General features: G+C 74.0%; 13 protein-coding genes. 7 read left to right on the top strand and 6 right to left on the bottom strand.

Translation table 11 applies throughout. The annotated features are described in order from the left end of the window. The 4 genes from GA0070213_RS03020 to GA0070213_RS03005 form a co-directional block, all read right to left on the bottom strand. The coding region (locus GA0070213_RS03020) for an ATP-binding cassette domain-containing protein (RefSeq protein ID WP_139128610.1) at positions 1 to 392 on the bottom strand (392 nt) is incomplete at its 3' end. A 15-nt stretch (positions 393 to 407) separates the two neighbouring features. Beyond that, positions 408 to 1,397 carry an ABC transporter permease gene (locus GA0070213_RS03015; RefSeq protein ID WP_091056544.1) on the bottom strand — a complete coding sequence of 330 codons (990 nt, stop codon included), beginning with the start codon at positions 1,395 to 1,397 and terminating at the stop codon, positions 408 to 410. Between the two features lie 61 nt (positions 1,398 to 1,458). Further along, complete coding sequence (locus GA0070213_RS03010) at positions 1,459 to 3,204, bottom strand: ABC transporter substrate-binding protein (protein WP_091056541.1); 1,746 nt, start codon at positions 3,202 to 3,204, stop codon at positions 1,459 to 1,461. Between the two features lie 61 nt (positions 3,205 to 3,265). Further along, positions 3,266 to 4,297: an ABC transporter permease gene (locus tag GA0070213_RS03005; protein WP_091056539.1), complete on the bottom strand. Its 1,032-nt coding sequence runs from the start codon at positions 4,295 to 4,297 to the stop codon at positions 3,266 to 3,268. 409 nt (positions 4,298 to 4,706) lie between these two features. Between GA0070213_RS03005 and GA0070213_RS03000 the strand changes: the two genes are divergently transcribed. The 4 genes from GA0070213_RS03000 (at position 4,707) to GA0070213_RS02985 (ending at position 6,857) form a co-directional block, all read left to right on the top strand. Then, positions 4,707 to 5,114 carry an SSI family serine proteinase inhibitor gene (locus GA0070213_RS03000; RefSeq protein ID WP_091056536.1) on the top strand — a complete coding sequence of 136 codons (408 nt, stop codon included), beginning with the start codon at positions 4,707 to 4,709 and terminating at the stop codon, positions 5,112 to 5,114. 153 nt (positions 5,115 to 5,267) lie between these two features. After that, the gene (locus GA0070213_RS02995; RefSeq protein ID WP_091056534.1) at positions 5,268 to 6,122 is read left to right on the top strand and encodes a pentapeptide repeat-containing protein; all 855 of its coding nucleotides are present in this window, start codon (positions 5,268 to 5,270) and stop codon (positions 6,120 to 6,122) included. A gap of 201 nt (positions 6,123 to 6,323) precedes the next feature. After that, positions 6,324 to 6,560, top strand: coding sequence for a preprotein translocase YidC (locus GA0070213_RS02990; protein ID WP_091056532.1), 237 nt, complete (start codon positions 6,324 to 6,326; stop codon positions 6,558 to 6,560). Between the two features lie 36 nt (positions 6,561 to 6,596). Next, positions 6,597 to 6,857 carry a hypothetical protein gene (locus GA0070213_RS02985; protein ID WP_091056529.1) on the top strand — a complete coding sequence of 87 codons (261 nt, stop codon included), beginning with the start codon at positions 6,597 to 6,599 and terminating at the stop codon, positions 6,855 to 6,857. On the opposite strand, the gene rnhA is transcribed toward GA0070213_RS02985, so the two are convergent. Then, positions 6,776 to 7,348 (bottom strand): ribonuclease HI, encoded by a 573-nt coding sequence (gene rnhA, locus GA0070213_RS02980; protein ID WP_091056527.1) that lies wholly within the window; start codon positions 7,346 to 7,348, stop codon positions 6,776 to 6,778. The two genes, GA0070213_RS02985 and rnhA, sit on opposite strands and share 82 nt — an antisense overlap. A 203-nt stretch (positions 7,349 to 7,551) precedes the next feature. On the opposite strand from rnhA, the gene GA0070213_RS02975 reads away from it, so the two are divergent. Both GA0070213_RS02975 and GA0070213_RS02970 read left to right on the top strand, forming a co-directional pair. After that, the gene (locus GA0070213_RS02975) at positions 7,552 to 7,881 is read left to right on the top strand and encodes a tyrosine-protein phosphatase (protein WP_091056747.1); all 330 of its coding nucleotides are present in this window, start codon (positions 7,552 to 7,554) and stop codon (positions 7,879 to 7,881) included. A 2-nt stretch (positions 7,882 to 7,883) separates the two neighbouring features. Further along, a complete protein-coding gene (locus GA0070213_RS02970; RefSeq protein WP_245716227.1) occupies positions 7,884 to 9,008 on the top strand; it encodes a serine hydrolase domain-containing protein in 1,125 nt (374 codons plus the stop codon). On the opposite strand, the gene GA0070213_RS02965 is transcribed toward GA0070213_RS02970, so the two are convergent. After that, entirely contained in the window at positions 8,949 to 10,169 is a 1,221-nt protein-coding gene (locus GA0070213_RS02965) for a lycopene cyclase family protein (RefSeq protein ID WP_091056525.1), read from the bottom strand. The genes GA0070213_RS02970 and GA0070213_RS02965 overlap by 60 nt on opposite strands. Positions 10,170 to 10,249: 80 nt before the next feature. Here GA0070213_RS02965 and GA0070213_RS02960 point away from each other — a divergent pair, with 80 nt between their 5' ends. Continuing rightward, a complete protein-coding gene (locus tag GA0070213_RS02960) occupies positions 10,250 to 11,314 on the top strand; it encodes a Gfo/Idh/MocA family protein (protein WP_091056522.1) in 1,065 nt (354 codons plus the stop codon). Positions 11,315 to 11,321: the final 7 nt, after the last annotated feature.

The raw sequence follows: 11,321 nt of genomic DNA, 5'->3' as shown, positions 1-11,321 counted from the left end.
CCGGCACGCGGATGGTGCACCCGATACGCCTCCGCGATCTGCCGGCCCACCGAGTAGTACGGGTGCAACGCGGACAACGGATCCTGGAAGATCATCGCCATGTCCCGACCCCGCAACCGCCGCACCTCCTCCTCCGGCAGACCGACGAGCTGACGGCCACCCACCGAGATCTCCCCCGAGATGGTGGCCCGCTTCGACTGGTGCAGACCCAGGATCGCCAACGACGTCACGCTCTTACCGGAACCGGACTCCCCCACGATCCCCAACGTGCGACCCCGCTCGACCGCGAACGACACCCCGTCCACCGCCCGGACCACACCGTCCTCGGTGTCGAACCGCACCCGCAGATCCGTGACCCGCAGGTACGGATCCCGTGACGACGACTCCACCATGTCCACCCCTCCCTCTCAGCTCAGCCGGACCCGCGGGTCGATCACCGCGTACAGCACGTCGACGACGATGTTGGCGGCCACGATGAACACCGCCGCCAGCAGCACGGTCGCCATCACCACCGGCAGGTTGAGGAACTGCACCGCCTCCACGGTGGCCTTGCCGAGACCCTGGAGGCCGAAGATGGTCTCGGTGATGAAGGTGCCGCCGAGGCTGGTGCCGATGTCCAGCCCGGCGATGGTGACGATCGGGGTGATCGCCGCGCGTAACGCGTGCCGGGTGTGCACCTGCCGGGCCGAGAGGCCCTTGGCCCGGGCGGTGCGGACGAAGTCCTCCGACAGCGTCTCCAGCATCTGTGCCCGGGACAGCCGGGCGTAGAGCGCCGAGTTGAGGAATCCCAACGTCATCCAGGGCAGCAGCAGCCCCGCCGCCCAGCGCACCGGGCTCTCGGTCAGCGGGGTGTAGCTGGGGAACGGCAGCAGGCCGGTGGAGTAGACCAGCAGGTAGAGCAGGATCAGCCCGAAGAAGTAGACCTGCATGGACGCACCGGCGAGGGTGATGCCGATGGCGGCGCGGTCGAACGCCGTACCTCTGCGCAGCGCCGACACCATGCCCAGCGAGACGCCCAGGGCCAGCCAGAGCACGGCCCCGCCGAGGACGATGCTGAACGTCACCGGGGCACGCTGCACGACGATCTCGGTGACCGGCTGGTTGTTGCGGAACGAGTAGCCCAGGCAGGGCGCCGGGCAGTCCTGGCGGAAGTCGCCGTCGCCGTAGCTGCGGCCGACGAAGACGCCCTGGACGAAGTCGGCGTACTGGCGCGGCAGCGGCCGGTCGATGCCGAGCCGGCGCTCGACCTGGGCGATGTCGGCGGCGGTGCAGTTCTTGCCGCACATCACCTTCGCCGGGCTGCTCGGCACCGCGAAGAACAGGCCGAAGGTGACCAGGCTGATCACCGCGAGGGTCAGGACGGCGACGAGCAGCCGCCGGACGACGAATCGGAGCACGGGACACACCTCCCCCGGGTCGGGCGGGGACGGCCGGTGCGACCGTCCCCGCCGGCGACTGTCACTTCTTCACGTAGATCCCGTTAAGCGAGATGATGCCGAACGCGTCGCTGAGGACGGCGTTGCCGACCTTCGAACCGTGCAGCTCGTAGGTGGCGTCGTAGTAGCAGGGCACGACCGGGGCGTACTCCTGCATGATGGTGCGGTCGAGCGCCATCCAGCCGGCGTCCTGCTCGGCGGCGGGCAGCTTGCGGACCCGGTCGATCTCCGCCCCGACCGACGGCTGGTTGAGGTACGACAGGTTCTGGTTGCCCTCGGCCACGATCTCCCGGCCGTCGTAGACCGGCGGGATGACTGTCGAACCGGTGGGCCAGTCCGAGCCCCAGCCGCTGAGGTAGATGTCGTACGGGTTGTCCTTGCGGCCGACCTCGTCGTAGTAGCTGCTGTTGTCGATCGGCTTCATCACGATGTCGAAGCCCATGTCGGTGAGGTTCTTGCGCAACGCCTCGGCCTGCTGGGTACGCAGCTCCAGGTTGGAGTGGGCGAGCACCAGCTTCGGGCGCTTGCCGGCGAGCAGCTCGGCGACCTTGGCCTTGTCACCAGTCACCGGGGCGTTGAACAGGTCGTACTTCTGGAAACCGGCGGTGGTGGGTGACATCAGCGTGGTGGCCGGAGAGCCTGCGGCCTGCCCGCCGAGCACCTTGAGCAGCGCGTCCTTGTCCACCGCGTAGTTCAGCGCCCGTCGTACGGTCAGGTCGGTGACCCGCTGGGTGTTGATGCTCAGCACCCAGTTGTACTGCGTGGGACCCTTGACCACCCGGTCGGCGACGCCGGCGCCGGTGGTCCGGGGCAGCACCGACGGCGGCACGTCCGTCCAGCTCAGCGCCGCCTGGTCGGCGGCACCGTCGGCGACCAGGCGCTCGGCGATCTGGGCCTGCTCGAGGCCGAAGGTCATCCGCACCGAGTCGGGGTAGGCGTTGCGGATCGGGTCGGTCGCCGGGTCCCAGTTCGGGTTGCGTTCCAGCTCCAGCGCCACGTCGCGCTGGTAGGACTTCACCTGGTACGGGCCGGACGAGAACGGCCGCAGGTCGTAGTTGGCCCGGGTGTCCTTCGCCGCCGGCACCGGCGCGCTGGTGGCCAGCGCGGCGGCGTACGGCAGGTCGCAGTGCGGCTGCGGGAACGTGAACCGGATGGTCCGGTCGTCCGGGGTGGTGACGCCGTCGGGCGCCGGCTTGCCGCCGTCGTACGGTCCCTGGTAGCTGGCGTTGTACGCCCCGCCGGGGTAGAGCCACTGCTGGAGGTAGTGCGGGCCCTCGTTGAGCGCCGGCGCGAACGACCGGGCGATCCCGTGGGCGACGTCCTTGCTGGTCACCGGCGAGCCGTCCTCGTACTTGACGCCGTCGCGGAGGGTGAACTCCCAGACCTTGCAGTCGCCGTTCACGTCCTTGCCGGGGTTGGTCGCCAGGTCGCCGACGAGCAGCAGCTTGCCGGTGCCGTCCTCCTGGTAGCCGTTGAGCGCGCGGTAGAGCAGGCCACCGGCCACCTGCTGGGTGTTGACGTAGTTGCGGGCCGGGTCGAGGTGCTCGAAGTCCGCCGGTTGCATGACGGTCAGGGTGCCGCCCCGGGTCGCGCCGTCGACCGGCTTCGCCGGGCCCTGGTTGTCGGCGGCCTGGTAGGAGATCGAGCCGCTCTGCGTCTTGGTCTTCTGGTCGTCGCCGCCGCTGTCGTCGGTGGTGGGGCTGCAGCCGGCGGCGACGAGCGCCGCCGCGGCGAGGACACCGGTCAGTGTCCGGGTTCGGGTACGCACGATGTGCTCCCTTCCTGCCCGGCGGCCCCCGCCGGCCGGGCGTGTGGTGGCCGGGTGGGGACTACCGGGTGGAGCGGGGATCCAGCGAGTCGCGCAGCGCGTCACCGAGCAGGTTGAACGCCAGGACCAGCAGGAAGATCGTCAACCCGGGGAACAGGGTGTACCAGGGGTCGCTCGCGACGTAGCCGATGCTGTTGAAGATCATCCGGCCGAGGTCGGGCGTGGGTTCGGTGACGCCGATGTTCACGAAGGCCAGCGCCGCCTCGATGGCGATGAACTGGGGCACCATCAGCGAGACGGTCACCAGGATCGGGGCCCAGATGTTCGGCAGGAGCTGCCGCAGCAGGATGTGCCCGGTCCCGGCGCCGGCGGCGCGGGCCGCCTCGACGAACTCCCGCTCCCGCAGCGAGATCACCTGCCCGCGGACCAGCCGCGCGGTGTAGGTCCAGCTGAACAGGCCGAAGGTGGCGACGATCAGGGCCACCCGGAAGGCCGGCGACGGGGACTCCCGGTCGGAGTAGAACCGGTCCTGCAGGATCGGGATCACGGCGAGCGCGAAGATGAGGAACGGAAACGCCAGGGTCAGATCGATCAGCCAGTTGACGACGCTGTCCAGCCAGCCTCTGGCCCAGCCGGCCAGCACCCCGACCGCGACGCCGATGAAGGACGCCAGCAACGCCGAGGCGAACGCGATGAACAATGACGTACGCAGGCCGTACACCAACTGGAGCAGGATGTCGCGCCCGCTGCCGGGTTCCAGCCCGAGCCAGTGATCGGCGCTGATTCCGCCGGCATAGCCGATAGGCATTCCGAAATCGTTGAGCCGGTCGACGAACTTGTCCGTCGGATCGATTCCGGTGACCAGGCCCAGCAGCGGCGCGCCGAGCGCGACCACCGCGGCGACGACGAGCGTGACGGCGCTGGCCCGGGCCATGCGGTCCCGCTTGAGCCGCAGCCAGGCGAGCTGGTTCGGGGACCGACCGACGATCTGCGAAGGCGCCGCGACGGGATCGGGCGGGGTGCTGACGATCGGTTCGCCGGCGGCCGGATCGCCGGGGGCGGTCAATGACGGTGGATGGGAAAGGTCGCTCATGTCACGTCCTCGAGACGGGAACCGGAAACGCCCTGCCACCCGACGGTAAAGCGAATGGGAACACCCGAATGAATCGTTACGGTAACGGCCGTTCCGGTTGTCGTCGACGGGCAACGATATGGCCTACGCGCGGCATCGGCGCAATAACGGAAAGGTTCGGTTGTCAACCGTTCGGCCATTCGTCACGCTGATTCAGAATGCGTTTCCCCGGGACGCGGAACCGGTTGTCAGCCGTTCGGGCATTCCCCGCCGCCGATGTCACACCCGCTCACCGGCACGGCCGAACGGTGTAACACTTCGTGACTCTTCGCGTTCACACCGTCCACCTAGGGTTCTCGGCGGTCCGGTTCGCACGACGTGCCGGACCGCCCACCGGCCCTCACCCGGGGCCCCGACGGAAGGACCACCCATGCCCTTCGCCCGACGTACCGTCGCCCTGGCCGTGGCCGCCGCGCTCGGCGGCCTCGCCGCGGTGGCCGCCCCCGGCGCCGCCGGCGCGGCGCCCCGCCCCGGCCCGGAGACCCCCTCCGTGCTGCTGCTCACCGTCGGCGGCGAGGCCGACGTGCGCGCCACGGTGCTGGTCTGCGGACCCGCCGGCGGCCTGCACCCCCAGCCGGCCGCCGCCTGCCGGCTCGTCGCGCGGGTCGACGGCGACCTCGACGCGCTCGACGTGGACGCCGACCCCTGCACCGCCGTCTATGCCCCGGTCGTCGCGCGCGCCGTGGGCCGCTGGCAGGACCGCCCGGTCCACTACACCCGCACGTTCGACAACCGCTGCCTGCTGACCCGCGCCGCCGCCACCCTCTTCGCCTTCTGACCCGCTGACCCCACCCGCCGGGTCGATCATGACGTTGGCGTCGCTCCGCCCGGCGTGGTCGCGACGCCAACGTCATGATCACCGGGGTGGGTGGGATGCGTGGTGGGGGTGGGCGGACAATGGGCGCGGGAGAGTTCGGGGAGGGCGGCGAGGGTGGACGGCGGGTGGGAGCTGCGGGCGGACTGCGCACGCTGCGCCGGGGTCTGCTGTGTCGCGCCGGCGTTCGCCGCGTCGGCGGACTTCGCCATCGACAAGCCGGCCGGACGGCCCTGCCCGAACCTGCGCGCCGACGCCCGCTGCGGCATCCACTCCGAGCTGCGGCAGCGCGGCTTCCCCGGGTGCACCGTCTTCGACTGCTTCGGCGCCGGCCAGCACCTCACCCAGGGCACCTTCGCCGGCCGTGACTGGCGCGCCGACCCGGACACCGCGCGGCGGATGTTCGACACGTTCGCCGTGCTGCGGCCGCTGCACGAGCTGCTCTGGTATCTGACCGAGGCGGCGCGGATCACCCCGCCCGGCGCGCTGCGCGACGACCTGACCGCGATCCTCGACGAGACCGGCCGGCTCACCGACGGCACCCCGGAGGACGTGCTCGCCGTCGACGTCGACGCCCACCGGGGCCGGGTCAACCGGCTGCTGTCGCGCGCCGGCGAGCGGGCCCGCGCCGGCCGGGCCGGCCCGGACCGCCGGGGCGCCACGCTGATCGGGGTCGACCTGCGCCGCGCGACGCTGACCGGGGCGAACCTGCGCGGCGCGATCCTGATCGGGGCGGACCTGCGCGGCGTACGCCTCGGCGCCGCCGACCTGACCGGCGCCGACCTGCGCGGCGCGGACCTGCGCGGCGCCGACCTCGGCGAGTGCCTGTTCCTGCACCAGTCCCAGCTCGACGCCGCCCGCGGCGACCACCGCACCGTCCTGCCACCGACCCGGCACCGCCCCACCCACTGGTCCCCGTCCCTCCCCCTCACCCCCATCCCCCGCCCCACCCGCACCCGCCGCTCCCGGTGATCAAGGAGTTCGCGTCACCGTCGACCGGCTCCCCGACCCAAACCCCTTGATCACCGCACCGACCGGCCGACGCACGGTCGACGAAGCGCGGTCCGGAGGGACTCGGTGGGGGCGGGGGCGGAGAGCGGGGTGGCGGGTTTTGGTGGGGGTGGGGCGGGTAGGCGTGGGCACGGCCGGTCGAGGCGGAACGGGGGCGGACCGATGGGGTATCGGGCACGCGACGGCGAGGAACCGGTGGACCCGGCGCACGCCGAGGACGCCGCCGGTCAGGCCAGGCTGGTGCAGGTGCCGGCGGACACCGACGTGCCGGCCCCCGCGCCGGACGCGCCGCGACCGGACGAGGTGACCGAGGACGACGGGTCGGGGATGGCCGGCGGCGCCTCCGGCAGCAGTTCCGGCGGCTCGTCGATGCCGACCCATCCGGACGCCGCCCGGTGAACGTTTGCCGCCACCGGATGCGGGCAGGAGTGCGACATGACCAGTGAAGAGTCCTTCGGCCGCGCCCCCGGCGACGAGCCCGACGGCGCCACCGCGTACGAGGCGTCGCTGCGCCCGCCGGGCGAATCCCTGCACACCACGGACGACACCGGCGACGACTTCGCCGACCTGCCGGCCGAGGACCGACGCTCGGCCCGGGAGACGAGCCGGGCCGGCTACGACGTGGACGCCGTCTCCGGCACCGCCGACCCGGCCGACGGGCCGGAGGAGATCGAGGAAGGCCGTCCGCTGCGCTGACCCGACGCGGCGCGCGGGGCGGCCGGTGCGCCGGCGCCCCGCGCCTCGGTCATCCCCCGGTTGGCCAGCGCGTCGGCGCGCTCGTTCTCCGGGTGCCCGTTGTGGCCCTTGACCCACAGCCAGGTGACGTCGTGCCGGGCGCACGCCGCCTCCAGCCGCTGCCACAGGTCGGCGTTCTTCACCGGCTGCTTCGCGGCGGTGAGCCAGCCGTTGCGCTTCCACCCGGTCAACCAGCCGGTGATGCCGTTGCGCACGTAGGTGCTGTCGGTGTGCAGCCGCACGGTGACCGGCCGGGTCAGGCTCTCCAACGCGCGGATCGCGGCGGTCAGCTCCATCCGGTTGTTGGTGGTCGCGGCGGCCTCGCCCCCGCACAGCTCCCGCTCCCGATCGCCCCAGCGCAACAACGCCCCCCAGCCGCCCGGCCCGGGATTGCCGCTGCACGCGCCGTCGGTCCAGATCTCCACGACCCGGCCGGTCTCCGCCTCCACCATGCCGGGCAACCTACCCGGTACGCCGCCCGCGGCTGCCCGCCGACCCGCCGGGCCGGCCGGCGCACGGGCCACCCGGGACCACCGATCCGACGGCGCGCGGCCCGGCGTGCCGGGTGCCGACCGGCGGCCCCGCCCGTCCACCACCTCCGTGGCCGGCCCGGCGGGACCGCGGGCCGCGCGCCGTCCGGCTAGGTGCGGACACCATGACGGCACCCGCGCGGTTCAGCACCCTGTGCAACGTCCGGGACCTCGGCGGCCGGCGCACCGGCGACGGCCGCACCGTCGCGCGGGGTCGGCTCTACCGCTCCGACTCGCTGGCCAAGCTCGCCGGCGACGACCTGGCCCGGTTCGCCGCGCTCGGCGTCCGCACCGTCATCGACCTGCGCTACCGTCGCGGCGCACGGCTCGGTGGGCGGCTACGTCACCGGGCGGCTCGGGGTGCGCGAGGACACCGTCGCCGCGCTGCGCGCCCGGCTCCTCACCGACGAGGAAAACCGCACGACGACGACGGGGCGCTCTGGCAGGCTCGCTGATCGTGGACACTCGCTGGGACGGCCTGCGGGCCGAGGTGCGCGCCGCGCTCGACGACCTGGTCTCCTCCGGTCGGGAGGCCGGCGTGCAGGTGGCCGCCTACCTCGACGGGACGCCGATCGTCGAGGAGCAGGCCGGCCTGGCCGACACCAGGACCGGCCGGCCGATGACCGCCGACACCCCGGTGCACGCGGTCTCCACCGGCAAGGGCCTCACCGCCACCGTGGTGCACGTGCTGGCCGAACAGGGTCGCCTCGACGTGGACCTGCCGCTGGCCCGGGTGTGGCCGGAGTTCGCCCGGCACGGCAAGGACGGCATCACGCTGCGCCACGTGCTCACCCACACCGCCGGCCTGCCCGCCCTGCCCGCCGACGTCACGCCGGCCGACTTCGCCGACTGGGCGCGGATGTGCCGGCTGCTCGCCGACGCGAAGCCGCTGTGGGCACCCGGCGAACGGTTGGCCTACCACGCCTGGACGTGGGGCTGGCTGGTCGGCGAGGTGGTCCGCCGGGTCACCGGCCGGTCCGTGTCGCGGGTGCTCGCCGAGGAGGTCGCCGGCCCGCTCGGCGTCGACCGGGAGCTGTTCCTCGCCGTACCGGAGGCGGAGCTGCCCCGGCTGGCCCGGCTGGAGGACGCCGGCCTGTCCGCGCTGATGACCTGGGCCGGCGCCAACCTGCCGCACTTCGACGCGGTGGCCCCGCCCGCGGTCCGCCCGGACACGGTGACCGGCGGCGACCCCGACGTGCTGCGCGCCGAGGTGCCGTCGGTCGGCACGATGAGCGCCCGCGCGGTGGCCCGGATGTACGCGGCGCTGCTCGGCCCGGTCGACGGCGTCCGGCTCGTCTCGCCCGAGCGGATGCGCGCGGCGTCCGCCCCGGCGGTCCGCGCGCAGGAGTGGGTGTTCGGGCAGCAGAGCACGTTCGGGCTCGGCTACGCGGTCGACGACGACGGGTCGTTCGGCACCGCCGGCAGCGGCGGCAGCCTCGCGTTCGCGTACCCGGAACTGGGGTTGACCGTGGCGGCGGTGCGCAACCGGCTCGGCGCGGGCGACGGCGACCCGATGGAGCGGCTACGCGCGCTGGTGCGCGACCGGGTCGCCGGGACGCCAGGCGCCCAGCCGGGCACGTAGCCGGCCGGCGGCGTCGCCGAGCACCGCCCCGGTCATCGGCAGCAGCGGGCTGGACCGCATCACCGCCAGGTCCTCGGCCGGACTCGTGACCCCGTCGAGGAACCGCAGCACCCGTTCCGCCGGGTTGCGGTCGAACAGCCGCGCGAAGAACTCCACCCCGTCCACGTGCCCCCGGTCCAGCGCGCGCAACGCCACCGCGTCCATCCACCGGTGCCGACCCGGGTACGCCGGCGCGGGCACCGGCGGACGGCCCGCCGCGACCGCCGCGGCCACCTCGTCGGCCTGCCGGAGCATGGCGGAGAAGGTGAACCCGGTGGACGGCCGGGTCGCCCCGCCGGCCGTGCCCAGGCGCACCACCCGCGGGCTCGGGCGAGCCACGAACGGGCCGTCGGTCATCGGGATCACCCCGTTCTCCACCTCCCGCACCCGCAGGGCGGACAGGTCCAGCCCGAGCAGCGCGGCGTACCCGCGCAGCGCCGCGTCGTAGCCGGCGTCGTCGAGCAGCGCCGGCCCGAACTCGGTGTACTCCACCAGCGCGAACCGGTCGTCGACCGGCAGCACGTAACCGAACGACACCCCGCGCTCCGGCTGCGGGGTGCGGAAGTCCATCAGTACCGCCCGGCCCGGGTCGAACGTCGGCCCCTCGGCCGCCAGCCACCACCCCCGGAAGTGCTGCAACCAGCTGGTCCGCCCCGGCCTTGCCGGCTTGCGGGGACGCGAGTCGAGCACCCAGCCGGCCCGCACCAGCGCCCGCCCCTCCGGGTCGCACACCGTCACCCGGTCACCGTCGTCGCGCAGCTCCCCCGCCGGCGCGCCGATCCGCACCGCGTCCAGCCGCCGCTCGGCCTCGGCAGCCCGGTCGTAGACCGGGGCGGAGCGCACCATGGCGTACCGCAGCGGGTCCAGCGGCAGGACGCGGCGGCCCGCCGCCGTCACCACCTCGACCCGCGACCAGCTCGCGCTCAGCAGCGGTTCCAGGTCGCCGCCGGGGGTGCCCCAGAACGCCCAGGTGCGGTCCTGGCCGCGCTTGTGCACCGGGTCCACCACGGCCACCCGCACACCTGTCACCCGGTGCCGGTCCAGGGCGGCCAGGACCAGTGAGGCGGCGCCGCCGCCGCCGACCAGCGCGAGGTCGACGTCGACCGGGGAGGATGCGGGCACCCGCCCACGCTGTCACACCCGCGGGGAGCGCCGCCGGGGACCCCGCCGTCCGCGCCGGCACGCCGCGTAGATTCGGCGGCATGACGGGCGCGCCGCTGCGGGTGGGGTTGCTGGGGTACGGGACGGCCGGGCGGGTGTTCCACGCCCCGCTGATCGCCGCCACGCCCGGGCTGCGGCTGGACGCCGTGGTGACCCGGGACGCCGAGCGCCGCGCGCAGGTCGAGGCCGAGCACCCCGACGCCCGCGTGGTCGACGACGCCGCGCAGCTGTGGGCCGCCGCCGACGCGCTCGACCTGGTGGTGGTGGCCGCGCCCAACCGCCAGCACGTGCCGCTGGCCCGGGCCGCGGTCGCCGCCGGGCTGCCGGTGGTGGTGGACAAGCCGGTCGCGCCGGACGCCGGGCAGGGCCGGGCGCTGGTGGCCGAGGCCACCGCCGCCGGGGTGCCGCTGACGGTGTTCCAGAACCGGCGCTGGGACGGCGACTACCGCACGGTGCGCCGGCTCGTCGAGGCCGGCGAGCTGGGCCGGGTGACCCGGTTCGAGTCCCGGTTCGAACGGTGGCGGCCGGCGATCAAGCCGGGCTGGCGGGAGAGCGCTGCCCCGGGCGAGGCCGGCGGCGCGCTGTTCGACCTCGGCGCCCACCTGATCGACCAGGCGGTGCGGCTGTTCGGGCCGGTGGAGCACGTCTACGCCGAGGTGGACCTGCGGCGCCCCGGCGTCGAGGTGGACGACGACGCGTTCGTCGCGCTCACCCACACCGGCGGCGTGCGCTCGCACCTGTGGATGGGGGCGGTCACCGCGCAACTCGGCCCCCGCTTCCGGGTGCTCGGCGACCGGGCCGGGTACACCAGTTGGGGCCTCGACCCGCAGGAGGCGGCGCTGCGCGACGGCCGGCGCCCCGGCGGGCCCGGCTGGGGCGAGGTCGCCCCGGAGCGGTACGGGCGCCTCGGCGCCGACGACGACCTGCGGGCCGTGCCCACGGAGGCGGGCTGCTACCCGGACTTCTACGCGCGGGTGGCGGCGGCGCTGCGTGACGGCACGCCGATGCCGGTCGACCCGGCCGAGGCGGTCGCCGTGGTCGAGCTGATCGAACTGGCCCACTCATCGGCCGCGCAGGGCGTCACCCTCCCCGTGCCCCCGGTGTAAGGAGGGG

The organism is Micromonospora humi (assembly GCF_900090105.1).
Taxonomy (GTDB): Bacteria; Actinomycetota; Actinomycetes; order Mycobacteriales; family Micromonosporaceae; genus Micromonospora; species Micromonospora humi.
Note: the sequence above shows the minus strand (reverse complement) of the source record. Positions and strands in the feature narration are given on the sequence as shown.